Genomic DNA, 25756 nt, shown 5'->3' with positions numbered 1-25756 from the left:
CATCTAGGAGGAGAACGTGATGAATGTACTAATTACTGGGGCTAATCGCGGATTAGGCTATGAGCTTGCTGTAGAATCGGTTCGCCGAGGTCATCATGTATTCGCGATGGTGCGTGATGCTGCGGCCAAGGAGCAATTGGAGGCTGGTCTTCATATTCAGGGTTTGTCTGCAAAGCATATTAGTGTACTGCTGGCTGATGTGCGAGATGAACATGCAATTGAAAAAGCGGCTCAGGAGCTGAAAAGGAAAAACGTAAAGCTTCATAGCATTATTAATAGCGCTGCAGTATTGGTAGGAAGACAAACGCCAATTGAACTGCTTGATCTGGAGGATGTTCAGCTAAGCTTCGATGTTAATGTATATGGACCGATTCGGGTAATCAAGCATATGCTTGAGCTGCTTGTAGATGAAGAAAGCTGCATCCTCAATATTTCGTCTGAGGCGGGCAGTATTCATAACGCCTATGCAGGGGATTATTCATATTCCTTAAGCAAATGTGCGCTAAATCTATTAAGCGAGCAGCTTAAACGCTTGTTAGGATCACGTGGCATATATGTCTGGAGCGTACATCCTGGTTGGATGCGTACCGATATGGGAGGGGCATCGGCGCCGTTGTCTCCCCAACAAAGTGCTGTTGGTGTAGCCAACATTATGGAAAGAAAAGTTGCAATCGATACCAATTTCTGCTTTATCGATTACCGCGGAGAGGCAATGGATATCTGATGTTTTTAACGGTTTGTTTTATTCAGTAAAAACAATGACGAAAAGAGGTTTTATGATAGCGAGCTAGAATAAGACAGTATTCGACAAGTATTTTTTTACAATATCTAAAAGTAATCGCTTACAGTTCATTTTTTTGCCTATAATTCGCGCAATACCATTTGTAATTCCACTGCAAAATGGATATGATAAGTAGGTATAGTTAATGGAATCGTATTTAGGAGGAATTATAATGGCATTGGTTTCAATGAAAGACATGTTAAACAAAGCGCTTAAGGAAGGCTATGCTGTTGGTCAATTCAACATCAACAACCTTGAGTGGACTCAAGCTATTCTAGCTGCTGCACAAGAAGAAAATTCCCCAGTTATTCTAGGTGTTTCTGAAGGTGCTGCTCGTCATATGGGCGGATTCAAAGTTGTAACAGCTATGGTTGCTGCTTTGATTGAAGAAATGAATATCACAGTTCCAGTTGCTACTCATCTTGACCATGGTTCCAGCTTCGAAAAATGTAAAGCAGCAATTGATGCTGGCTTCACATCTGTCATGATCGATGCTTCTCACCACCCGTTTGAAGAGAACGTTGAAACAACGAAAAAAGTTGTTGAATACGCTCATTCAAAAGGTGTTTCTGTAGAAGCAGAGCTTGGTACTGTAGGCGGACAAGAGGATGATGTAGTTGCTGAGGGCGTTATCTACGCTGATCCTCAAGAATGTCTTGAGCTTGTAAAACGTACAGGCATTGATACGTTAGCACCAGCTCTAGGTTCTGTTCACGGTCCTTACAAAGGCGAACCAAACCTTGGTTTTGATGAAATGGAGGAAATTTGCAAGCTTACAAATATGCCTCTAGTTCTTCACGGCGGTACTGGTATTCCAACTGAACATATTAAAAAAGCAATCGCTCGCGGTACTTCCAAAATCAACGTGAACACAGAGAACCAAATCGCGTTCACAGCTAAAGTTCGTGAAGTATTGGCTAACGATGCAAATGCATACGATCCTCGTAAATACATCGTTCCAGGTCGCGATGCAATTAAAGCTACTGTTATCGGAAAAATCCGCGAGTTCGGTTCTTCCAACAAAGCTTAATAACACATATCAGACAAGCTGTATAGTCTAGGTGGACTGCCCCTTAATGGTTCGAGATAAGTGATCCGTTAAGGGGCAGTTTTTTTGTGATTACATTCGCATGTACTGAATCGTAGGGGTAATAGGCATGATTTTCGCTAGAAATTGGTAGTTGGCATAATGAAAAGCGGACAATTTGCGTATAATAAAACGTATGCTATATCCGTTCTCGAGTATTGCTTGTAAGAGCGTACACACAAATAATACTTAGTGCACAATGAAGGTTTAGGTTACAATAGAGAAAGTAGCATAAAGGAGTGTTTGCAATGGGAAATGAAGAGTTTGTATTAACGCAAGAAGGCTATGACAAGCTTGTGGAAGAGCTTGAACAGTTGAAAGGTCCAAAACGCCGCGAGGTGGCGGATCGTCTAAAGCAGGCCATCAGCTATGGGGACCTGAGGGAAAATAGCGAATATCATGCTGCTAAAGATGATCAGGCTTTTATGGAAACGAAGATTAAACAGCTTGAAACAATGCTTCGTAAAGCAAGAGTTGTGAAGGTAGAGCGTGCTTCAGGCGTTGCAATTGGCTCCAAGGTTGTGCTTTATGATGAAGAGTTTGATGAGGATGTTGAGTATACGATTGTCGGACAAGCGGAAGCTGATGTGGCGAACAACAAAATTTCCTACGAGAGCCCGTTAGGCAAAAGTTTGATTGGAAAGCAAGTAAACGATGTCATTCAAGTGGAAGCACCTGTCGGTATTATCACATACAAGCTTTTGGAAGTGAAATAGTAACCTGGGCATATACATACCATTTTTCTGCGTTGAGGTGACGTGGAGAAATGGTTTTTTTTGTGCTCACCAATCTATTGTTTGGATGAATAATTAATTTTAATGTTAATGATAAAATTTATGCACATAAGTCCTATGTTTTCGGTTGACTATAGATAAAACTTTGGATATATTAACATTAATAAGTTGACTAATAATTAATAATATAGTTAACTTATTGGTGAGTCAACAAGATGCAACATACAGCAAGAATAAGCTTTATGCAAGCGTTTACTGAAAGCGTTATCAAATGGTGAAGTCAGTAAAATGCTTGCAATATCATGATAAGGGAGGAATTTGCTACATGCAGCGCAAGTCATTGAAAGTCATGCTATGCACGTTTTTAGCAATTGTGATGCTTGTTCCAAGCGGCGCATTTGCAGCAGCTCAAGCAAGCAACCAGCATTGGGCTTCAGAAAGACTAAATGAGTGGGAGCGACAAGATCTGCTTCTTCCAGACTACGGTCCGGATCAGCGTCTGACGAGATTGGATTTCGTTATGCTGCTCAATCATGTATTAGGTCTTCGTGAGCAAAGCGGGGCTACATTTTCAGATGTTGCCGATGAATACGCAGGGGTAATTGATATTGCCGCTACAGCTGGTTACATAAAAGGCTACGCGGACGGCAGCTTTAAACCAGCACAGCCGATTACACGTGAAGAGGTAGCTGTTATTTTATCGAGAGTCTTTGAAGTGACGAATGCTGACCAGACGGTTTCTGTAAAGGACGGCGATCAGCTGAAGTCCTGGAGCAGAGCTTCTATCTATGCGTTGCTAAGCGAAGGCTATCTCAATGGCTATCCAGATGGTCAGTTCAAGCCGCAGCGCAGTATTACAACTGCAGAGTTTGTCACTATGATTAGCAATATTGTTGATGTGATTATTACTGAACCAGGAACATATCGTGAGCTTCACGCTAAAAATATTCTCGTGACGATTTCCGACGTTGTCATTATCGGAAGTGTCGTTGAGCGCAACGTTTATATTAGCAGTGGAGCAGCAGGAGGGCCGATTACGATAGAAGATACCACAATCGGAAGAAGAATCATTGCTGATGTAGATGAAGATGCGATTTCCTTGATTAATACCAGCTTCGGTGAAGGCCCTGCTTCAACCCCTACACCTAGTCCAACACCAACGCCTTCAGCAGCGCCAACTAATCCGCTGCCACCAAGCAACCCACCTAGTCAACCACCAGTAAGTACGCCTGAACCAAACACTCCCGAGTTTAAGGAGGTTTCCGTTCATGATCCAGCAATAGTGAAGCATGACGAGATGTACTATGTATTTGGAACACATGGCAGTGCCGCTGTTTCAGATGATCTAATCAGCTGGAATGCATTCGGCAACGGCTATGCAACAAGCGATAATGTGCTCTACGGTGAGCTGGCAGAAAACTTGAAGGAATCCTTTGCCTGGGCAGGCCAAGATGATTCTGACAGCAAGGGCGGCTTTGCGGTATGGGCACCAGACGTAATCTGGGTGCCAGAGTTTGAACATGAGGATGGAAGCTTGGGTGCGTACTTACTGTACTATTCTGTGTCCTCCACATATATTCGTTCCGCTATTGGAGTTGCGGCATCGAAAACAATTGATGGTCCATACCAATATGTCGATACGATTGTATATTCAGGCTTCACGAACATCGAGGCCTATGATGAAGATAGCGTGATCGACAAGCACTGGGAAAATACGAATATTAAACAGTTGATAGACAATGGTACTTTGAAAGGGGTTTCCTCTAGTTGGTTCAGAGGGAATGGGGATTATAACAACACCATGTATCCGAATGCCATTGACGCTAATTTGTATCGCGATACGGACAACAAGCTATGGATGAACTACGGATCATGGTCAGGAGGCATTTTTGTTCTTGAGATTGATCCAAAAACGGGAAAAGCAATCTACCCCGGTGAGGATGCAACAACCGAAGATGGTCGCATAATTGATCGCTATTTTGGCATTAAGATTTCCGGCGGTTATGCCAAATCAGGCGAAGGTCCATATATCATTTACGATGAAGACACGCAATATTATTATCTATTTATTACGTATGGCTGGCTTGGGATAGACGGTGAGTACAATATGCGTGTATTCCGTTCTACGTCGCCTACAGGGCCTTTCTTTGATGCAAGCGGTCAAAATGCTGTACTTTCCAGTACCGATGCTTCGAATGCTCCTTTCGGAAATAAAATAATGGGTCATTTTTCATTTGATCGTTATGTAGGGGAGCCAGGAAGTGGTTCAGGCATTCAATATGTATCGCCTGGTCATAACTCTGTGCTGTTTGATGAGGATGGCAAGCGCTTCGTCGTATTCCATACTCGCTTCTCTCAACAGGTAGATGGATTCCAGCTTCGCGTTCATCAACTCGTAATGAATGAGGATGGCTGGCTTGTGGCAACTCCGCATCGCTATAGTGGTGAGACCTTGGCGCCTGCAGCAGCATCTGAAATCATAGGCGAATACCGCTATATTAACCATGGCAAGGACAGCTCAAGAACGGTGCATCACTCTGATTTTATTGAGCTTAAGGCTGACGGTTCGATAAGTGGTTCGGTAAGCGGACAATGGAAGCTGATTGATGATTATTATGCTGACCTTACGATAGAGGGCCAGCTGTATAAAGGTGCATTCTTACAACAATGGGACAGCATCTCTCAAGAAAATGTTATGGTGTTTACAGCAATGAGCAACCAAGGCGTAACGATTTGGGGAAGCAAGCTGGAGGTAGAGGTCAGCATTGGAGAGGACATTGTCAATGATCTGTCGCTAGGCAATACAGAGCTGATTGTGACGGATCTAAACCTGCCTACTCGTGCAACACGTGGCGTTGAAATCACTTGGACTTCTTCTAATCCGGCAGTCATTACGAATACCGGAGTCGTGACTCGTTCCTATGCAAGCGAGCCTGAGGAGGCAACGTTGACTGCATCCTTTACAGTCGATGGTGAGCAATATAAGAAGCAATTCAATGTAACGGTTAAGCCGATCCCTCCTGCAGAGGAAAAAGCGCGCTACAGCTTTGAAGGTGATCTTGTTGATTCACTTGATTCAGCGAAAGCAGGTACAGTAGTTGGCGTACGAATTGATGATCAGGATAACGTTGGCAACGCTGTATATCAATCTGGCATATCTGGGCAAGCGCTGTACTTGGATGGCGAGACGGGAGTAGTGCTTCCAGGCGACTTAATTGATAGCTATAACTATTCTGTGGCGCTATGGTTGAATCCGGATGAGCTTAACAGCTACACAACGGCGTTCTTTGGCGCTGCAGATGCCGAGCATTGGATCAGCGTACTGCCAGGCGGAAATGCACTAGCCGATACACAGCTTTGGCATCGCAATGCTTCAACAGATGTATGGTTCGATGCTAAAGGTAAAGGAAGATTGCAGGCTGGTGACTGGACGCATGTAGCCTTCACCGTAGAAGAAGGAGTCATGAAGCTCTATATTAATGGAACCCTTACCTTTACAGGGAGCAGTGTAGCAGATTTATTCTCGGATGGGGATTCTATCTTCTCATTGGCGGTCAATTACTGGGATAAGCCATACAAGGGCTTTGTGGATGAATTGATTGTGTACAACGGTATTTTAACAGAGTCTGAAATTTTAGATCTCGTTTCAACATCTGTAGAAGTGACGGATATTGTTATGCCGATCACCAGCAAGGTGCTATCGCTTGGTCAATCCTATACACCACATCAGGTTACAGTAAAGCCAAGCTTGGCTTCGAATCCAGCTCTTGAGTGGAGCTCAAGTGATGATGCGATAGCTGCAGTGGATGCAGAGACGGGGAAGGTTACGGCCAAAGCAACGGGCGAGGTTACGATTACGGCTACTTCTGTCAGCAACTCTGCCATTTCTCGTTCCTATACGCTGCATGTTGTCGATGGAGCGATCGCTCATTATAGCTTCGACAATGATCTAGGTAATAAAGCGGTAGCCAGCGGTGAGTCAGCCGTATATGTTGGCGATCGCATATCAAGTACAACAGCTGATGCTCCCGTGTTCGACAGCTTCGATGACGGTACAGAGACGCATACAGGTATTGTATTGGATGGCAGTCATGGGTTAGTGCTTCCAAAACACTACTTGAGTGATCAGACGTATACAATCTCGCTGCGTGCATCGCTCGAGACGCTTCCTGAGTTCAGCACACTGTTTTTTGCAGAAGATCCAAGCGGTAGCTGGATAAGCATTGTGCCTGGAGGCATGAGTGCATTCAATCATCGTCTTATGCTGTGGTCCAACCATACGGATGGTTGGTTTGACGGTGTAGCAGAAGCTAATTTATCAGCCAATACATGGACGACTATTACAATTGCAGTAGATAACCATCACTTAAAAATATACGTTAACGGAGTGCTGGCGGGCGAGCACACGAATATGCCGCTGCTGTTTAACTATGATACAGCTAACATGGCAATTGGCGTAAATCATTGGGACCAACCGATCAAAGGCATTATTGATGAGCTTTATATGTTTGATTATGCATTAACTGAGCAAGAAATCGCAGCTTTGCATTAAGCTGAATAACGAAAAGCCCTGCTGAGACAGACTGTATGAACAGTCAGCCTAGCAGGGCTTTCTATATGAAGGATCTGTTACAGCTTGGAAGCTAGCAGACGGAATGCCTTGAATAGCTGAAAGCGAGAGAATCTGACATAAGTACGCAGCCACCTAGGCACGGTGAGTGCTCCGCCTTGACTTAATGTATTGTGTACAATTGCGGCAATGATGATAAGCGTTCCGCCAATTTCAAAGGCGTGAATGCTGTAGCCTTGGAAGGCCACAATAATAAAGGTTGTAATCGGCACAGCGTTAATAAATAGGACGCCATGAGTTGAGGATAGCAGTTGTAAGCCCTTATTCCAGCTAAGCAATGCGATTAATCCAGGTACAAGGCTCATAAAGGCCATTTCCAGTTTAATCGAAGACAATGTTTCTAAGCTTGGAACGTCCAACCAGCCAGCAACAGTGCCTGTTGTAACGACGATGAAGGCTACACCATTGCCAAGCAGACAGGTTAAAGTGGAGTAGCGCAATATCGACCAATCCTTAAAGCGTGCACCGCCCAATGAATAGACGACCCAGCCCGTTACACCGATAAAAATAAGAAGCAGCGGCAATAGTTGACCGTCCTTCATTGCAAAAAAACTAAAATCTCCTCTAGTAATGACTAGCACTGCTCCGATAAACGCAAACACGACGTTGCGAATCGTTGTTAAGCCTGGTTTGCGGCGTGTCGTCAGCCATATGAAAACAATTGTAATCATCGGCATAAGGACCTCCATGATCGAAGCGACGATCGTGCCAGCCTCTCCCATTTGATGCTGACCAAGAAACACACACATATTATAGACGACAAAGGCCATTGAACCGAAAAAAACGAGTGATAGCCCCCGACCCTCCAAGTGAAAGGCTTGCTTGCCTTCCTTAACAAGCAGGATGATCGACAACAGCAAACCTACAATAAAATAACGTATAAATGAGAAGTAAAACGGATCAATATGCTTTAGCGCCTCATGTGCTACAGGAAACATAGCTCCCCAGGACATGCTAGCTAGTAAACAAAGAAATGCACCAATCAAAATGTTTCTACGTGCCACGGTTTACACTCCACCTATCTGATCTTTTCTTTATGTAAAATAGCTCTGTCATTTATATTAGTATGGTGTATTCAACATGTAAAATGATTGAAAATAAACTTAAGTATCATTTATAGTGATATTATGGAGATAGGTTATGAACGATACGGACAAAATTTGACCAGTTAAGGATGAGTGAGATGGAGCTAAATGATCTTATAATCTTTCAGAAGGTAGTGGAATGTGGCAGCATCAGCAAGGCGGCTGCTGAGCTTAATTATGTGCAGTCCAATGTAACAGCGCGCATTAAGCTGCTGGAGAAGGAGCTGCACACCCCTTTGTTTAGTCGACATAAGCGTGGGATGATCATTAACTCGGAAGGAGAACGCCTGCTTGAATATGCAAAAGAGATTACAAGCAAGGTGGAGGAGCTGAAAATGAGCTTTCAGGATAAGGCTGACGCGGTCGGCATGCTCAAGATTGGAATTGTCGAAACCGTCAATGCGCTGCCTGTTATTCTGTCGTCCTTTAATGATCGCTTTCCGAATATTGAAATCTCGCTTATGGCAGGCGTTACCGATCAGCTTGTTCAGGATGTGCTGGATATGAAGCTGGATGGCGCATTTGTAACAGGACCGATCCGACACCCTAATGTTGAACAGCTGTCCGTTATTCAGGAACGGCTCGTGCTGGTATCGAAGCGGGACAGCTTTACGATGGATCAGTTGACGACAACGCCCTTTCTGCTGTACCACAAAGGCTGCGGCTATCGCGGCAGACTGGAAAGCTGGATGAAGGTGGAGGGGATCATTCCGCGTAAAATTATGGAGTTTGGCACATTTGGTACGATTATCGGAAGTGTAGCGGCTGGAATTGGCGTTACGGTCATTCCACAATCAACGGTAACTGATTTGGTAGAGAAAGAGGTTGTTGAGGAGCATCAGCTGCCAGAGCCTTACTGCGATATTACAACGATCTTTATATGGCGCAAGGATGCGTATATTACGAGATCGTTGAATCACTTTATTGAAGAAATTCAAAAGCATGCTGATGCTTTTATTATGGATTCAGATGATCTTAGTGAACGCTAACAAGCAGGAGGAAGTTTCCCCCTGCTTGGATATGCTTCAGTAAATTATTAGTTTACAGATATGAGCTGCCATTGCTGATTTAGATTTCCGCGATACAGGTTTTGCTGGATTAATGCTCCGTTCGCTGTAGATGAATTGGCAACTTCTACAGCCTTCCTGCTGTTTACATTAATAATACTCCAGTATCCGTTGCTCAGCCTAATGATATGAAACCGTTGCGCCGAGTTGGAAAAGTCCTGCATTAATTGGATGGCTTCTCCGTTGTTGGCAGTTCCGTTACGAACATCCATCACTTTTCCATCCGATGAGCTGACACTCCTTAAACGATAAATGTTCGTGGCTGTACCCATATCTGTTAGTAGCCACTGCTGGGCGGTAGTACCGATATCTGTATATTGCTGCAATTGCAAATGACTCGTATTTTGCCCGCCTGGAACCTCCAACACCTTTCCAGATTGACGATTGACTAGCTTATAGGTTGAGCCAGACATAATACCATTCCATATGCCATTCCAAGGATTTAACTGCGCCCGCTCATAATACCATTCAAAAATAAAGCGAGCCATACCGTCGCGCGCGGCGTTGCCATCATAGAGTAGGCCTGCTGTTGGATCGGCAAATGAGCTTCTTGGCCCTGGCTGAAGCAAAAATCCATTCATGTGGACCGCGATGCTTACATTGCCCGCAGCTGTAAATATAGCCTTCGTGTTTTTACCAAAGCCTTCATTGCTGCCGTTAAAAAGATTCCAATATTCCGGATCTCCAGGGAGTCTATTAAACCATGTCGTTTCAGTAATGTTGATCGGGTAATGATCAGCGCATGGCTTAATATTAGTATCCCATTGCTGCTGCAAGGCGGCATAGTTGTTGTTAGCGCCATAGCCCGGATACCAGTGAACGGCGTAACCTATGTTGTTTAACGGATCAGTGAGCGGATTCGTTGCGCACAGCTGATAGTATTGATCCCAACCAAGTCCTGCGGCCCAGATTACATTGTCAGCTCCATTGTTGCGGATCGTTGCTATCATAGAGTTTTGGAAGTCTCGCAATGCGTTCCAAAAGGCTGGAAACTGCGGATCGGAAGGATGCCCGCCCCAGCGACCGTTGGCATAGGATAGGACAGGCTCATTAACGAGTTCGAACATGACATTATCAGCACTTTTAATTTCAGGGAGCGATGAAAGATAACCCCAAATTTCGTTGAACTTGCTTAAATTAGACGGGGTTGTCGCTTGATTGTCGGTAAATGTGAAGTCCAGGCCTAGTGTGACGTACAGTCCTTTCGTTCGAGCATATTGAATATAGGGAATGATGACATTTTGAGTAACCGCTTGCAAGCCGGCAAAGTTGTAAGTTCCAGCTGCCACATCTCCCATATCCTCACGGTCGATAAATAGTCGGACCTGGTTCATATACCAGCCGTGGTTATTGCCGTATTTTGGTGAGGTGTCGGTAAATGTATCCGTTATATCCTTCAGATACTCTAAAATTGCTGCATGACGATTGCCGCCATTGCGATTCAAATAGTAATTACTGCTTTGATACGTCCAGTACGAGCCTGATGGTTGATGCCAGCCACTCAACAGAACGGGTTGTCCATTGCCGTTAACCAACTGATTGCCGCTTACATGAAGCTTTGACATGGGCATGCCTTGCCATGCGTAAGTAGTATCGGGGGCTGGCACTACTAAAACCAACAGCATGGTCATCATAATCAATACCTTTAACCAATTTTTTGTCTTCAACATTTCATATTCACTCCTTGTTAAATTTTTTATTACAATTCCGAGCTATCATTGATATAGCTTGGGGTTGCAATCACAAGAAATTGAATCATTGTTGATAGTCAAGTAGGCAGGCAATCTATGCACTCTTAGTATGACAGCGCTTTCTTTATATAACAATATCCTTTTCTTTACATTTGTAACCATATTTTGTCTTTTGTCTTACGTAGCTTAATTAACTATTAAGTAAATATGAAATATTTATTGTTATATTACTCTATCATTTTTATAATAGATTAATGCATTACATGACTAAAAAGAGCCAACTCAGACTAAGGAGTGTCAGCAATGAAAGTGGCAATTATAGGAAGCAGCGGAGGCAATTTATTTAATCTGGGCGGAAGGCAGCCAGATAAGCTTCTTGGGGAAATCATTGCGCAATGTCAAAGTGCGCAAGTACATATTGCAGCTATACAATTTATTGCTGCAAGTGAATCGATGGATATAGCCAAAGGCAAAACAAGCGCCTCTATGTACAGTTATGATCAAGAGACGATGCGCATTGTACAAAGTGATGTGATGACGCTTGCAGACATTAACGTATTGGCTAAGGATAGCGATCAAAATCTTGCAAAGCAAATCGAGGCAGGCTCTGTTGATGGTTTAATTATAATGAGCGGCGATCCAGAAGGTGTTAATGCTGCTTCAGTTGCAGCAGCTGCGGCAAAAGGCATTCCGGTTGTTGGTACGGGAGGAACCTCAATGGCACATGTCAGCGCGAAGGGCGCAAATGTGATCTCGACATCCGGTACGACAGGAACGACGAACAGGACTCGTGCAGTATCCTTCCTGACAGCATTATGCAAGCATTGGAACATAAAATATATGCCAGTGATCGGTTTGCAATCTGCTGGAGCACAAGCAGATGATGAGAAGTCGAATAACGTATGGAAACGAGTTAATTTTAAAGGCATTATGCAAGCATCATTGCCAGGGTTTATCGCCATGGCGCTTGTATTAGCGCTTAGCAAAATTCCATTTCTCTCGTCCTTATCGGGCGTATTTGATCTTATTATTGGAGCATTGCCAGTGCTTATAGCTGTAATAGCAGCCAAGCAAGTGGCTGAGCTTGATGAAGTTTCGATTGTAGCGGGTGTGATCGCTGGTATCCTGTCCACGGGCGGTGGCATTATCGGCGGAATGATCGGTGGTATTTTGGCAGGTATTCTGGTCCATTATCTGTTTATCAAATGCGTTCAGTGGCGTTTCCCGATGACGACAGTCAATATTGTAGCAGGTGGAATTGCAGGTTTGGTTTCAGGCTTGCTCATGTATTTCCTTGTCTCACCAATCGCGCTGCAGCTAGGCGAATGGATCAAGCAACTCATTAATATGACGATTGCCTTCAATCCTATCTTAGCAGGTATCATTGCAGGACTTTTAATATGGCCAGCTATCATCGCCGGGATCTATCATGCAGCGATTTTACCTATCGTATTGCTTGAAATGGAATCCACAGGCAACAGCTTTTTAGGTGCCGTAGATATGGTTGGGCTTGTGATGGTATCGGCAGGAATTACACTTGCCAACATTATTGGTCCGCGTAACAAGGGTGAGGCAGCAGTGGCGACACCAGGCTTTCTGATCAATGTGGGCTTTGGTACATTTGTCGAGGCAGCCTATCCATTTATGTTTTCCAATAAAGTCGTATTTGCCGGTGCGATTATTGCTTCGGGGATTGGCGGCGGCTTAGTTGGTTTATTCGGTGTTAGAGGTACTGCTTATGTGCCGTCTGTTGCAGCTCCGTTCCTTTCGGATAATGCATTAGGATTTACGGCGGCAATGCTTATGTCATTGATCGTAGCTTTTATCTTTACGTTGATTGCCAACAAAACGGCGAGACAGGCGACCAATGCGTAGATGAAGGATAGCTTATCATTAACATATTCATAGCTTAAATTGGTATGGAAAAACTTGTTTTCAATGCTACAAAAGCTCCGCAAATTGTGATTTGCGGAGCTTTTGGTTTATAGCAGTCAACGCTACGTACAGGAAAGCTTAATGATCATTTATAGATGTTATCGTCTCATTTAAACAATAAAAAGGTAAGTTACTTGCAATTTTATTGCTAATTAGGCACAATGTGTAGTAGAGCTTTAATTATTTTTGGGTAGGATAAGGGTGAATGAAGTAGACGCCTTGCCATATGGTCTACTCAAAAAGTAAGGATCAAATTGTGATGAAATAGACGATAGGAGATGATGATAGATGGAGCTAGGGATATCAACATTTGTAGAAACGAATCCAGATCCGAAGACTGGAGAGCTTATTTCCCATGCGGAGCGTATTAGACAGGTTGTAGAGGAAATTGTGCTTGCTGACAAGGTGGGATTGGACGTATATGGCGTTGGGGAGCATCATCGCAAGGACTATGCAGCTTCCAGCCCGGCAACGATTCTGGCTGCTGCGGCGGCACGTACAACCAATATTCGCTTAACGAGTGCCGTAACTGTGCTTTCAAGTGATGACCCGGTGCGCGTCTACCAGCAGTTTGCAACGGTTGATGCGATCTCGAATGGTCGTGCAGAAATTATGGCAGGCAGAGGCTCCTTTATTGAGTCGTTCCCGCTGTTTGGCTATGATCTGTCCGATTATGATGAATTATTCGATGAAAAGCTGGAGCTGCTGCTCAAGCTTACAAAAGAGGAAATTGTGAACTGGGAAGGTCATCACCGTCCTAGCATTAAAGGTCGCGGTGTCTACCCTCGACCTGTGCAGGATCCGCTCCCGGTATGGATAGGCAGTGGAGGAAATCAACAATCAGTCGCCCGTGCGGGCATACTGGGCCTGCCGCTTGTGCTGGCGATAATAGGGGGTAGTCCGTATCATTTCGCGCCTCTTGTAGAGCTATATAAGCGTGCTGCCGATCGCAGCGGACATGATGCGAAGAAGCTGCCTGTTGCTTCGCATTCACATGGCTTTATTGCAGATACGATGGAGCTTGCTGCAGAACAGTTCTATCCGTCTACAGCAGCTGTTATGAATCAGCTTGGCAAGGAGCGCGGCTGGAGTCCTTATACGCGACAGACCTATGATTATGCTCGAAGTGTAGAAGGGGCATTGTATGTCGGTGATCCGGAGTATGTGGCCAAAAAAATTATCAATTTGCGCAAGCATGTAGGCATTACGCGATTCATGCTGCATATGCCGCTTGGCACGATGCCGCATGAACAAGTGATGCATGGCATCGAGCTATACGGCAAAGTGGTTGCGCCGATTGTAAGAGAAGAAATAGCGAAGTGGGAAAAGGAACAAGGAATCTCTGAACAATAGTTGAGCGATTACAGATGCTTCACCATATGCCAATAGGGCTGCTGGTGAAGCATTTTTTGTCCGGCTTGAACAAAGCCCTTGCGCTCGTACACGTTTAAAGCATGCGTATTATTAACATCAACGAGTAAACTAATCTTTTTAATGCCTGCAATAACCGCATCTTGCTCGGCTTGGAGCATAAGCTTTGCTGCAATGCCTCTGCCTTGATAGCTGCTCGATACAGCCAGCGCATCGATATAGTATTCATCGTACTCAGACTCGACCTGGTGTTTTACGGGCTGCTGTAGATGATCAGAACGATATTGCTCAATCGGGGCATATAATGCTTCCGCTTGTTGTCCGCTGTAGCATAGAATCATGCCAGCAATCTCGCCATCTTGCTCATACACCTTAATAAGCTCTTTGCTGAAACGATTGCCAGACTGCATAAAAAATGTCTCGAGAATAGGTGCGGCTTTTTCTGGTAAGGATTCACCTGTATAGACGACAATCAGCTCTCCGATTGCCGACATAATAAGCGAAACGACTTCTTTAGCATCGCCTGCAACTGAAGTTCTAATCACTAATCGTACACTCCTTTCTGCATACAAGAAGAAGCGCAGGCTATGAGGTGCTATGCCTCAGAACATACGCTCTTCACTAATTATATCAAAAATGCTACGACCACATAACGAGCAGGTGCTACTTTTTGGGAGTAGCCAGGATCAGCACTTCATATGGAGCAAGCGTCCATTGCTCCTTCGTAAGCTCAGGACGTGTACGTGCTACTAAGCTGTATGCCTCGCCAAGCATCGGAATAGGCGCAGCTTCGTTGCTGAAGTTGTGAACGAAAATATACTTAGTTGATTCATTCTCACGAGCAACGGCGTACACAGGCGTTGGAAGCTGAACGGGTAGTGCCGCTTCAAGCTCCAGCTTATGTGCGAGTTCGCTATAGAAATCGTCATAGAAGCCATCTTCAAAATGACTGCCGATATGATAGGCTTCCCCTTGACCAAATGCGTGACGAGTCAATACAGCGCGTCCTGCGTAGAAATCATCACGGTAAGTCATAATGGCTTCCGCACCATCAAGGTGTACAAGATCACACAGCATGCTGCAGCTGTAATTGCCTGATAGAGCGCCTGCAGCCAGAGACTGCTGTACAACGCCATAATTGCGTTCATGGTCGTACAGGCCATCAATTTCTTCGCTAACAAGCCCTAGAACATCTGTTAGCGCATGTGGAGTATCGCCCATGAACATAAGATCGTTTTCGTTAATAACGCCTGTCCAATACGTTGTAATCAGCGTTCCGCCAGCCTCTACAAATTTACGCATCTTTTGCTCGAAGCCTGCGCGAAGCATATAAAGCATTGGCGCAACGAGTACTTTGTAGCCGTCCACATCGCATTCCATATCTACAAAATCAACGCTAATGCCCTTCTTGGCAAAGGCACGATAATGCGCCTGTACTTCCTCAATATAACCCATGTCCTTATTGCGCGGACCTTGAGAGTCCTCCACCGCCCATTTGTTTTCCCAATCATATACGATTGCAACCTCGGCGCGTGCATTCGTTGCTGCGATTTGCGGGAGCTGAGCAAGCAGCTCACCTAGCTGAGCAACCTCCTTAAATACACGAGTGTCGGAACGATCGTTATGGGACACAACAGCACCATGCAGCTTCTCAGAGGAACCACGGCTTTTTCTCCATTGGAAATATTGCACGGAGTTGGAGCCGTGTGCAATTGCCTGCATAGACGACAAGAGGTGCATGCCTGGCTTTTTAAGCTTGGATACGCTTTGCCAGTTTGTGCTGGAAGGCGTGCTTTCCATAAGCAAGAACGGTTGCTTTTTAATAGAACGCATCAGGTCATGCATCATCGCTGTATCTAGTCCAATGGAAAGATCATCGGATTTGTGCCACACCGGATAGTTGTCCCAAGAAATAATATCCACATCGTTTTTGAACTTGAAGTAGTTCAAGCCGTTAAAATAATACATGAAATTCGCCGTTACAGGCAGGTCAGGTGTATAAGGCTTCACCGAAGCGATTTCATGTCTCATAAAGTCCTGCGTTTGATCAGATACGAAGCGTTTCCAATCAAGGTTCATGCCATGAATCGCATTTTCACCATGCGGAGCAGGAGACTCGATTTCAGAAAAGTCGCTGTACGTATGGCTCCAGAACGTCGTCCACCACTGCATATTCAGCTCTTCAATCGTTCCGTATTTGTCCTTAAGCCAGCCGCGGAATGCTTCCTGACACAGATCACAGTGGCATTCACCGCCGTACTCATTAGAAATATGCCATAGCTTTACGGCAGGATGGTTACCATAGCGATCTGCCAGTTTGGCATTAAGAATACCAATTTTCTCGCGATATACAGGTGACGTATAGCAATGGTTGTGGCGGGCACCGAATAGATTGCGCTGACGGTTAGGGGCAACGCGCAGTACCTCCGGATATTTTTTAGCAAGCCAGATCGGTCTGGCGCCTGAAGGCGTTGCCAAAAAAATTGAAATGCCGTTCTTGTGAAGCGAGTCAATGACCTTATCCATCCATTCAAAATCAAACACGCCCTCCTGCGGCTCAAGCTTGGCCCAAGAGAAAATACCGACAGACATTACATTGCTGTTAGTTGCCTTCATATATTCAATATCACGAGCTAAAATTTCAGGGTCATGCAGCCATTGTTCAGGGTTGTAGTCGGCGCCATGCAGCAAACGATCAGAAAATAATTGTTGCATTTGTAATCTCCTCTTCCTCATTGTAATGGAATAATGGACAAGCCGTACTTCAGAAGAAGGACGGCTTGTTTGAAAGTTACAGAACGACTTAGCACTACTTTACAGAACCAAGCATACCTTGAACGAATTGCTTTTGCAGCAAGAAGAAGATCAAGACAGTCGGCAATGTAGATATGACAATCGCTACCATAATAATACCATAGTCTGGATTATACGACGATGCAAGAGAAGAGACAATCAGCGGTAACGTCTTCTTCTCAGGCGATTGCAGTGCGATCAACGGCCATAGGAAGTTGTTCCAATTCGCCATGAAAGTAATGATTGCTGCAGCAGCATAAGTTGGCTTCATGGTTGGGACATAAACGTGCGTAAACAGCTTCCATTCGTTAAGTCCATCCACACGTCCTGCTTGTAGCAGCTCGCGCGGGAATGATTTGGTGTTTTGTAAGAAAAAGAAAATCATAAACGCGGTTGTCATCGTAGGTAGAATGACAGCAATTGCAGAGTTAAGCATGCCCCATTGGCTAAACATTTTGAACAATGGGATCATAATCGCAGCAAAAGGCATCATCATTGATAACAGTAGAAAAGCGAATAGACGGTCTTTTTGTTTAGAACGATAAATTTCAAAGCCGTAGCCAGCTGCCGAGCATAGCAGAAGCGTTAGCAGCGTACCGACAACAGCGATCATTAAAGAGTTCATAAACGCTGCGCCGATATTGGAGCCCTCGAATAATTTCGTGATGTTAGCTCCAAGATTCGTACCAAAAGTGAAGCGTCCCTTCACAATATCACTAGATGTATTCGTCATCCCGATGAGCATCCAAAGGAAAGGAAATAGGGAGACGATTGATGCCAAAATAAGAAATGCGTGTTTACCGATTGACGCAAGTTGTCTCATTATTTCTTTTCACCTCCGATTTTCATTTGGATGAATGCCAGTACAGCTACAATAATTACGATCGCATACGATACTGTTGCAGCGTAACCGAAGTTAGGCGTGTATACGAAGGATAAGTTGTAAATGTATTGCGAAATTGTCATCGTTGAGTTACCAGGACCGCCGTTCGTAATGTTGACAACCTCGTCAAACAATTGCAGCGTACCATTGGTAGAAATAATTGCTGTAAACAAAATAATCGGTTTCACCATAGGGATGGTGATAGAGAAAAATTGACGAATTTTGGAGGCGCCGTCAATGGACGCTGCTTCGTATACGCTTGGATCAATATTTTGCATAGCGGACAGATAGAAAATCATATTATAGCCCGTCCAACGCCATGTTATAGCCGCAATTATGACAACACGAGCCCAAACAGGGTCCATCAGCCACGCAATAGGCTCGTTAATAATATGCAAATTCATAAGCATTTGATTGAAGATACCATCAACTGCAAACATACTCTTGAAAAGAATTGAGTAAGAAACGAGAGAGGTTACACAAGGTAAAAAGATCGCCGTGCGATAAAAGCCTTTGAATTTCAAATTCGGTTGATTTAACAGATGGGCAATAACCAAGCCCAAAAATAACATGATCGGTACTTGAACAATTAAATAAAGAATGGTGTTATATAATGCTTGTCTAAACATTGGATCAGACAACAGTCTGGAGTAATTAGCTAGTCCAACGAATTCAGATACATTTCCTCTTCCAGATTCAAAGCTCAGTATAAACGATTGAATCATCGGATAAAAACTGAACAATAGAATTAATGCGGATGGCAGTAGTACAAACTGCCATCCGATTAGAGAGGATTTATTTAACTTGCCTCCCATTTGATCACCTGCTAACTGTTTATTTATTGAACTTGTTGTTCAAAAAGCTTTTGAATGTTAGCAAGACTCTTCTCAAGATCTGCGCCATTCAAGATGTTAGGAAGTTCATTTTTAAGTGCGTCTTTCGCTTCTTGTGTGTACATGCCTAGAGAAATACCAGGAACTTTTGTAGACCATTCCGTGAAATCAGCGTAGATTGCTTGATTATTAAAGAACTCAGAAGTTTGTTGGTATGCTTCGCTGGAGAAAGCAGGAATGAAGGAACCAACACCGCCAGCTTCCGTTAGGAAACGCTCATAGAACTCGCTGCTGCCGCCAATCGTAGTACCAAGGAAGTCCATTGCTAGGTCTTTGTTAGCAGAATTTTCAAGAACAAACCAGCTAGAACCGCCTTCGTTAGAAGCGTTCACGCCGCCTTCAACGTTCAAGCGAGGTGTAGGAGCTACAGCCCAAAGTCCTTTTTGATCTTGTGCATCCATGATGGAAGCGATTTGCCATACGCCAGATACTACAGTTGCTACGTCACCAGAGTTAAAGCTTCCGACGAATTCGCTCCAGCCCGTAACAGGTTTTGCGATACCAGAATCAGAAATCGCTTTGTAAATGCGAAGTGTTTCAGTCATAGCAGGGTTATCAACAAAGTTGCCTTTGTTGTCAGGTGTAATGTACCAGCTGCCAGCAGATTGAAGCATAACAGATGTTAGAGCCTCATCATTAGGGTTAATCGTAGACATGTATTTGCCTGTTTTTTCTTTAACGACTTTACCAATTTCGATGTATTCGTCCCATGTAATGTTTTCTAGATCTTCAGCTGTAAAACCAGCTTCAGTTAAAAGATCAGAACGGTAGAACAAACCAGTAACACCGATATCGAATGGAATACCGTAAATTTTGCCGTCTACTGTAGCCGCGTCAACTTTGTATTGGGAAAATTGGCTGTAGTCGACAGAGCTGTTTGTAAAGTCAGCGAAAGTTCCAGGGTAAGAATTCACATACTTTTGAACGTTAGGATCATTTACCAAAATGATATCTGGAAGACCTTCTGTTACACCAGCAGCCAAATTCGTATTCAGCTTTTGTTCAAGGTCTGTTTTTGACATATCTACAACTTCAAGCTCAAAATCGGGATGCTCTTGTTGATAAAGCTCAGCTGCAATGTTTAGCGCTTTGCCGTTAAAGGAAGGGTCCCATGCCCATGCTACTACTTTTTGTTTGCCGCTAGCGTTATTTCCGTCAGCTGTGTTTCCTGAATTGCTTGTTGCATTGTTGCTGCCGCATGCTGCTAGAGCGGAAACCATTAGCGCAGAAACGACCAATGTTGAAAGTGCTTTCTTCTTCAATTGTTACAACCCCTTGTCGTTATGTTTTTAGATTACTTCTACATTTTAGAGAAATCAGTTCACACTGTATAATAACTATTTTGTCCTTCTGTGCTACAAATTATAGAGAAATGAAATCGCTTTACTTATGGATAGTATTTATTTTGTATGGTAGTAAAAAATTTGGATAACATGATTTTGCAAAGGTTTCTTATGTACTTGGCTCACGAAATGAATTATGTTAAAGGAATGAATTACCCTATAAAGAAGGTGTTGCAGTTGACCGCATTCCGAGTAATGATCGTAGATGACGAGGCGATTTTTCGGACAGGGCTGACCCATTTGCACGATTGGTCCAAGGAAAGTATAGAAATCGTGGCACAGGCCTCTAACGGTGCAGAGGCGCTTGAACTCATTGAGCTCGTTTCGCCGCATGTCATCATTACTGATATTATGATGCCTATTATGGATGGCATCGATCTTGTAAAAAATGTACGGAAGAAATACCCGGACATCAAAATGATCATTTTAAGCAGTTATAGTGAATTTGAGCTGGTGCGCGAAGTTTTCAAATACGGTGTGGACGACTATCTTTTGAAGCCGAAGGTTACGGTAGAGGAGCTGGTCACGTTAATTCATAGCTCCAGTGAGCCGACAGCACTTAAACGCGAATATTCAGCTCCTCTTTTAAAGGAGCCTTCTATAATAGTAAGTCAATGGTTTGAGCAGGAGGAGCTCGCGCTTACTGATCGACACGAGCTGCTGACGCAGCTGCCGAAGCAGCAATTCAGTCTGCTCGTCACAAGCATTACGATGCTGCAAAGCTTGACGAATGCCAGTCAATACGAGCTGGAGCAGTATATGCTGCAGCAATGCTATGAGCATTTTTCGAAGATCTCGCATATTGCTGTTTTCACGAAGCAATATGTATCGGTTGTACTGAACGTTGATGCGGAAGAGGAATTGCAGCTAAAGCCGCAGCTGGTTGCCTTTATTAAGGCGGTAAATGAGAAATACGATAAGCTGAAATTTGTACACTCCAATAGCATGTACAGCATTGATGAGCTGCAAGCAAAATACGCCAAGCTGCAGCAGCTGCTGACGAAGGCAATCTATTTTAATCAGCGTAGCTTGATTTTAGAAAATGAAGTGAAGCTTGAGCATACCGAGGTGCATTTCGATCACGACGCATTTGTCAATTCGATTAAATGGTTTACCTTCAATCATGCTCGCGAGCAGCTTCAACTATATTTTGAAAACTTAAGCGAAGTTCAAGGGCTGGACGAGTATTCGCTTAAACGATTTATTCAGCACATCATTTATACAATGATGAGTGCGCTGGAGCATTTACGGCTGCCATTTACTGAGCATAGTACGGAAAAATTGTTCTGGTTTAAGCGCATCGATCAGGCCGCTACTCTAGGAGAGCTGCAGCATATCATAAATGAATTTATCGATATGGTTGAAAAGCAAGTAAGCGAGCACAATGAACAAGGCGAGGTCAACACGCTAAATCAAATTATTGATTTTATCCATGCGAACTACGAGCAGGACATATCATTAGCTGAGCTTGCAGAGAAATTTCATATGAATTACAGCTATTTGTCGTGGTATTTCAAGCAGCGGACGAGTGAAAATTTAACAGCCTACATTAATAAGGTACGGATCGAAAAAGCGAAGGAGCTTCTTAAATACACGGATGACTCAATTTCTCTAATTAGTACGAAGATCGGCTTTTCCGAGCATAACTACTTTTCCAAGGTGTTCAAAAAATTTGTTGGGATGACGCCTCTTGAATATCGTCATCAGCAGACTAGGTGAGTTTATGTTTAAGCGCAATAGCATTTTTATGAAGTTTTTTATTGTCGTGCTAGCAGCAACGCTTATCATTTCGGTGCTGTTGACCATCGCTGCATCGCAAATTTCCGAGCGAATATTGCTCGGTCAAACTACGCAGCATGCAAAGGTTGGTTTACAGCAGGTGCAGGGCGAGCTGCTAAAATACAATGAACAAATCGTCAATACAATGGTGCAAATCAACGTTAGCGATGCATTCAAGCAATATTTGACAAAGCCGGCAGACTCAACGCTGGAGCAGCTGAATATTGTGATTAATCTTGGGCGTTATATCGAGACCTACAAGGATTTTTTAAGTCCTGATAATACCCATTTTATTGTAGCTGGCGTTGGTCAAAACAAGTCGCGCAATTATTCCAGCAACGCGCTTAAGTGGGATCAGGTACCACCTAATATTATCGAGGATTTTATGATTGAGGATGGATTGGTCGCTCAGAAGGTCAAGTACCATGGCAGCCAGTATCTGTTTAATGCAACAGTGCCATACGATCATTATATTTTTGCGACGAAGCCGCTCATGGATCGCCGTTCGATGTACGGATATGCGATTGTAATTATGGATGAAGCAACGATCTATGATCGCTATAGCTCCTATCTGACGCCAGGGACGAATATTTCATTCCTTTCGTCGGATGGCTATATCCTTTCCAGCAGTCAACGTGAGCTAATCAGCACGTCTTCCGATGAGCTGCTGCAGCATGCATCAATCGCAGATAATGAGCAGTATTATGGATTGAGTTCAAAAGCAGGATATACGTATTTGTCCTTATATATTCCTGAATTTGATGCCTATTTGCTGCAGGTTATTGATCAGAATGTTGCTTTTGCGGCGCTGAACAATATTGGTCTGCGCATTGCTGTATTTGTAGCGGTGCTTAGCGTTGCTATTATGATTGCTGTGTATATGATTACGCGTCGTATTACAAAGCCGCTGTATGAGCTGGTGGATACGATGCAATCCGCTAAGGTGGATGCTTTGAAGCCCCATCCGCTGCAGGAGAAAACCAGCTATGAGATTAAAGCGGTTACGAAAACGTACAATCATCTTGTGAAAGAAATCGACAACTATACCAATCAGATTATATACGAGCAGAATGAACGCCGAAAGGCCGATCTCAGTGCTCTGCAGATGCAAATAAATCCTCATTTCCTATATAATACGCTAACCTCTATTAAGTATTTGGCTAAAATGAATCGGATTGACGATGTTGATCGTACCATTACAAGTCTAAGCGCCATGCTGCAAAATACGATTGGGACAACAGAGGATATGATTACGGTTCAACATGAAATTGAAAATCTGAAGCACTACGTCTATATTAATCAAATTCGTTATGGCGATCAGATTCAGGTGCATTTTGATGTACAACCAAACTGTGCGAAATTGTATATCCCGAAACTCATAATCCAGCCATTTGTAGAGAACGCCTTCTTTCATGCGTTCCCTGGCGTTACAAAGGGGAATATTTATGTGTTCGTAAGGCAGCAGGAGCATAACCTGCTGATCGAGGTGCTGGATGATGGCGTTGGTGCAGAAGAAGCGGCTAGGACTGCGAAAAAGCGGCCGGTATCGGGCATTGGCATAGAAAATGTGCATCATCGAATCGTGCTGCTGTATGGGCCGAAGTATGGTGTGACCATAAGCAGCAGCAGCGGGTATGGCACGGCGGTTAATATAAGTTTGCCGATCATGAAAAATCCAAAAACTTAGCATCGAAGAACAGTGTGTTTTGCTGTATAATGATAAGGTTGTTAAAAAATTTAGATTAGGGCATGTCTGAAAACCCGTTGAGTCATCACCGCCTGTTCGCCCCTGCTTCGTTCCGCTTGCTTGACGTACCCCCGGTACGCCTTCATAAGCGCGCCTTGCATGGTTTTCGGCAAAATTTGCTGTCTTCTCAGACACGCCCTAGTATTGTATTTCATATATAGATAAAAAAGTGGAGGTTATTATGAATCCTAGATCTCAACAGTTTACAATGCCTGCGGAGTGGGCTAAGCACGAGCGCACCTTTATTTCATGGCCGATTCAAGACTCAATGTGTTATCCAGAGCAATATGAGGACGTATGTGCAGCATATGCTGAAATTATAACCGCGATTGCGGAGTTTGAGCCTGTAACGGTGCTTGTCAATGCAGACGATCAGGCTTCAGTATTAGCGCAGCTTGGAAGTGGACATCCGTGCCCAATTGAGCTGCTTGTGGTTGAGCATAATGATGCATGGCTGCGTGACAATGGCCCAACCTTCGTAACTTCACCAGACGGCAAGCTGGCTGGGGTGAACTGGGGCTTTAATGCTTGGGGCGGCAAGTACAGCCCTTGGGATCTGGACGATGCGGTAGCTCCACAAATTATTCAGCATGTGGGTGCTGTTCAGTTTGATGCACCGCTCGTTATGGAGGGCGGTTCGATTCATACCGATGGCGAAGGAACATTGATTACGACAGAGGAATGTTTGCTTAACAAAAATCGCAATCCTGAGCTAACGCGCGAGCACATTACAGAGCTGCTCAAGCAGTATGTGAACATCGATACGATTATTTGGCTGGAGCGTGGCTTAAGCGGTGATGAGACAGACGGTCACGTCGACAATATCGCCTGCTATGCGGCACCAGGCAAAGTGATCTTACAGGTATGTCATGATCCGGCAGATGAGAACTACAGCATTACGCAGCGTAATCTGCAAATTTTGCAGGACGCAGTTGATGCCAAAGGACGCAAGCTTGAGATTATCCAAATCGAGCAGCCTCCAGCGGCTTACTATGAAGGAGAGCGCTTGACGCTTAGCTATATTAATTTTTACTTCGTGAACAACGGTATCATCCTGCCAGTGTTCGGCGGAGAGGCAGCTGAAGCTGACCAAAAGGCCATCGACGTATTGGCAGCAGCATTCCCGGATCGCCGCATTCGTACCGTTAACGGTATGGGGATTATTCGGGAGGGGGGCAACATACATTGCGCAACCCAACAGCTCCCTTCTGTAGAGGTAGGTTAAACTCTGGACTTTGATGACGATGTAATGCGCTGTAGCTTAGTCGACGTCGAATCTTGAACGCTAGCGAAAACTGCGGTGCTCACGTAGCTTGTGCCTACGCTGCGCTCCTCGTTTTCTACTAGCGTCCAAGCTTCTTGGTCCTGAAAGCCCAGATTTTACACCTTTATTGGAAGCGGAAGTGTAAAAAGTCCGAAGTTGATGACGATGCTGGGCGCTGTAGCTTGTACGACGTCGAATATGACACGCTACCGAAAGTTCCGATGCTCACGTACCCAAAACCGTACGCTGCGCTTCTCATTTTCTAGTATCGTGTCATCTTCTTGGTCCTGAACTCCGAACTTTTTACACCTCGATTGGAAGAGGTAGGTTAAAAGCTGGACTTTGATGACGATGCTGGGCGCTGTAGCTTGTACGACGTCGAATATGACACGCTACCGAAAGTTCCGTTGCTTACGTACCAAAACCGTACGCTGCGCTTCTCACTTTCTAGTATCGTGTCATCTTCTTGGTCCTGAAAGCCCAGATTTTAACCCCTTATTGGAAGAGTCGGTTAAACCCTGGACTTTGATGACGATGTACATTCGGCGTAGCTTAAACGCTAGAGACAGACTTAGCTTACTAATATGTAGCACCCAAGCGAAGCATATCCGTCTCTAAAAGCGACCCTCATTCCAAAAGAATGTTCGAGCGTTAGAGAGGGAAATGCGCAGCG

At 44.3% G+C, this 25756-nt stretch carries 17 protein-coding genes; 10 read left to right on the top strand and 7 right to left on the bottom strand.

From position 1 onward, the window contains the following. Window positions 1-19 precede the first annotated feature (19 nt). From ACFP56_RS15460 to ACFP56_RS15445, 4 genes are all read left to right on the top strand, one after another. On the top strand, window positions 20-724 hold the full coding sequence (locus ACFP56_RS15460) for an SDR family NAD(P)-dependent oxidoreductase (RefSeq protein WP_379236135.1): 705 nt from the start codon (window positions 20-22) through the stop codon (window positions 722-724). 229 nt (window positions 725-953) lie between these two features. Continuing rightward, window positions 954-1811 carry a class II fructose-bisphosphate aldolase gene (locus tag ACFP56_RS15455; RefSeq protein ID WP_379236133.1) on the top strand — a complete coding sequence of 286 codons (858 nt, stop codon included), beginning with the start codon at window positions 954-956 and terminating at the stop codon, window positions 1809-1811. A gap of 305 nt (window positions 1812-2116) precedes the next feature. Further along, window positions 2117-2584 carry a transcription elongation factor GreA gene (gene greA / locus ACFP56_RS15450; protein ID WP_379236131.1) on the top strand — a complete coding sequence of 156 codons (468 nt, stop codon included), beginning with the start codon at window positions 2117-2119 and terminating at the stop codon, window positions 2582-2584. A gap of 343 nt (window positions 2585-2927) precedes the next feature. Beyond that, entirely contained in the window at window positions 2928-7154 is a 4227-nt protein-coding gene (locus tag ACFP56_RS15445) for a LamG-like jellyroll fold domain-containing protein (protein ID WP_379236129.1), read from the top strand. Between the two features lie 77 nt (window positions 7155-7231). On the opposite strand, the gene ACFP56_RS15440 is transcribed toward ACFP56_RS15445, so the two are convergent. Further along, window positions 7232-8236 (bottom strand): DMT family transporter, encoded by a 1005-nt coding sequence (locus tag ACFP56_RS15440; RefSeq protein ID WP_379236127.1) that lies wholly within the window; start codon window positions 8234-8236, stop codon window positions 7232-7234. 179 nt (window positions 8237-8415) lie between these two features. Between ACFP56_RS15440 and ACFP56_RS15435 the strand changes: the two genes are divergently transcribed. Continuing rightward, window positions 8416-9306: a LysR family transcriptional regulator gene (locus ACFP56_RS15435; protein ID WP_379236125.1), complete on the top strand. Its 891-nt coding sequence runs from the start codon at window positions 8416-8418 to the stop codon at window positions 9304-9306. A gap of 47 nt (window positions 9307-9353) precedes the next feature. Here ACFP56_RS15435 and ACFP56_RS15430 read toward each other — a convergent pair whose 3' ends face one another. Beyond that, on the bottom strand, window positions 9354-11054 hold the full coding sequence (locus ACFP56_RS15430) for an RICIN domain-containing protein (RefSeq protein ID WP_379236123.1): 1701 nt from the start codon (window positions 11052-11054) through the stop codon (window positions 9354-9356). Window positions 11055-11378: 324 nt separating this feature from the next. On the opposite strand from ACFP56_RS15430, the gene ACFP56_RS15425 reads away from it, so the two are divergent. Continuing rightward, window positions 11379-12950 (top strand): PTS sugar transporter, encoded by a 1572-nt coding sequence (locus ACFP56_RS15425; RefSeq protein WP_379236121.1) that lies wholly within the window; start codon window positions 11379-11381, stop codon window positions 12948-12950. Between the two features lie 348 nt (window positions 12951-13298). Then, window positions 13299-14363 carry an LLM class flavin-dependent oxidoreductase gene (locus ACFP56_RS15420; protein ID WP_379236119.1) on the top strand — a complete coding sequence of 355 codons (1065 nt, stop codon included), beginning with the start codon at window positions 13299-13301 and terminating at the stop codon, window positions 14361-14363. An 8-nt stretch (window positions 14364-14371) separates the two neighbouring features. Here the strand turns inward: ACFP56_RS15420 and ACFP56_RS15415 are convergent, their stop codons facing one another. The 5 genes from ACFP56_RS15415 to ACFP56_RS15395 form a co-directional block, all read right to left on the bottom strand. Then, a complete protein-coding gene (locus ACFP56_RS15415; RefSeq protein WP_379236117.1) occupies window positions 14372-14926 on the bottom strand; it encodes a GNAT family N-acetyltransferase in 555 nt (184 codons plus the stop codon). Window positions 14927-15044: 118 nt separating this feature from the next. Next, the gene (locus ACFP56_RS15410; RefSeq protein ID WP_379236115.1) at window positions 15045-17096 is read right to left on the bottom strand and encodes a beta-galactosidase; all 2052 of its coding nucleotides are present in this window, start codon (window positions 17094-17096) and stop codon (window positions 15045-15047) included. A 94-nt stretch (window positions 17097-17190) separates the two neighbouring features. Beyond that, window positions 17191-17997 (bottom strand): carbohydrate ABC transporter permease, encoded by an 807-nt coding sequence (locus tag ACFP56_RS15405; protein WP_379236113.1) that lies wholly within the window; start codon window positions 17995-17997, stop codon window positions 17191-17193. Beyond that, entirely contained in the window at window positions 17997-18872 is an 876-nt protein-coding gene (locus tag ACFP56_RS15400; RefSeq protein WP_379236111.1) for a carbohydrate ABC transporter permease, read from the bottom strand. Before ACFP56_RS15400 ends, ACFP56_RS15405 begins: the two co-directional genes overlap by 1 nt. A 23-nt stretch (window positions 18873-18895) precedes the next feature. Further along, window positions 18896-20212, bottom strand: coding sequence for an ABC transporter substrate-binding protein (locus ACFP56_RS15395; RefSeq protein ID WP_379236109.1), 1317 nt, complete (start codon window positions 20210-20212; stop codon window positions 18896-18898). A gap of 258 nt (window positions 20213-20470) precedes the next feature. Between ACFP56_RS15395 and ACFP56_RS15390 the strand changes: the two genes are divergently transcribed. From ACFP56_RS15390 to ACFP56_RS15380, 3 genes are all read left to right on the top strand, one after another. Beyond that, on the top strand, window positions 20471-22012 hold the full coding sequence (locus ACFP56_RS15390) for a response regulator transcription factor (RefSeq protein ID WP_379236107.1): 1542 nt from the start codon (window positions 20471-20473) through the stop codon (window positions 22010-22012). Next, entirely contained in the window at window positions 21984-23759 is a 1776-nt protein-coding gene (locus tag ACFP56_RS15385) for a sensor histidine kinase (protein ID WP_379236105.1), read from the top strand. The genes ACFP56_RS15390 and ACFP56_RS15385 overlap by 29 nt, the downstream gene beginning before the upstream one ends. 241 nt (window positions 23760-24000) lie before the next feature. Then, window positions 24001-25044, top strand: a complete 1044-nt coding sequence (locus tag ACFP56_RS15380) for an agmatine deiminase family protein (protein WP_379236103.1) — start codon at window positions 24001-24003, stop codon at window positions 25042-25044. Window positions 25045-25756 lie beyond the last annotated feature (712 nt).

It is taken from the genome of Paenibacillus septentrionalis (genome assembly GCF_042659865.1).
GTDB lineage: Bacteria > Bacillota > Bacilli > Paenibacillales > Paenibacillaceae > Pristimantibacillus > Pristimantibacillus septentrionalis.
The sequence above is the reverse complement of the archived record's forward strand: the minus strand, read 5'-3'. Positions and strand labels throughout refer to the sequence as shown.

Bases quoted from the DNA above. Each gene is read 5' to 3' on its own strand.
- ACFP56_RS15460 (WP_379236135.1), top strand. From the start codon at position 20: ATGAATGTACTAATTACTGGGGCTAATCGCGGATTAGGCTATGAGCTT.
- ACFP56_RS15455 (WP_379236133.1), top strand. From the start codon at position 954: ATGGCATTGGTTTCAATGAAAGACATGTTAAACAAAGCGCTTAAGGAA.
- greA (WP_379236131.1), top strand. From the start codon at position 2,117: ATGGGAAATGAAGAGTTTGTATTAACGCAAGAAGGCTATGACAAGCTT.
- ACFP56_RS15445 (WP_379236129.1), top strand. From the start codon at position 2,928: ATGCAGCGCAAGTCATTGAAAGTCATGCTATGCACGTTTTTAGCAATT.
- ACFP56_RS15435 (WP_379236125.1), top strand. From the start codon at position 8,416: ATGGAGCTAAATGATCTTATAATCTTTCAGAAGGTAGTGGAATGTGGC.
- ACFP56_RS15430 (WP_379236123.1), bottom strand. From the start codon at position 11,054: ATGTTGAAGACAAAAAATTGGTTAAAGGTATTGATTATGATGACCATG.
- ACFP56_RS15425 (WP_379236121.1), top strand. From the start codon at position 11,379: ATGAAAGTGGCAATTATAGGAAGCAGCGGAGGCAATTTATTTAATCTG.
- ACFP56_RS15420 (WP_379236119.1), top strand. From the start codon at position 13,299: ATGGAGCTAGGGATATCAACATTTGTAGAAACGAATCCAGATCCGAAG.
- ACFP56_RS15410 (WP_379236115.1), bottom strand. From the start codon at position 17,096: ATGCAACAATTATTTTCTGATCGTTTGCTGCATGGCGCCGACTACAAC.
- ACFP56_RS15405 (WP_379236113.1), bottom strand. From the start codon at position 17,997: ATGAGACAACTTGCGTCAATCGGTAAACACGCATTTCTTATTTTGGCA.
- ACFP56_RS15400 (WP_379236111.1), bottom strand. From the start codon at position 18,872: ATGGGAGGCAAGTTAAATAAATCCTCTCTAATCGGATGGCAGTTTGTA.
- ACFP56_RS15380 (WP_379236103.1), top strand. From the start codon at position 24,001: ATGAATCCTAGATCTCAACAGTTTACAATGCCTGCGGAGTGGGCTAAG.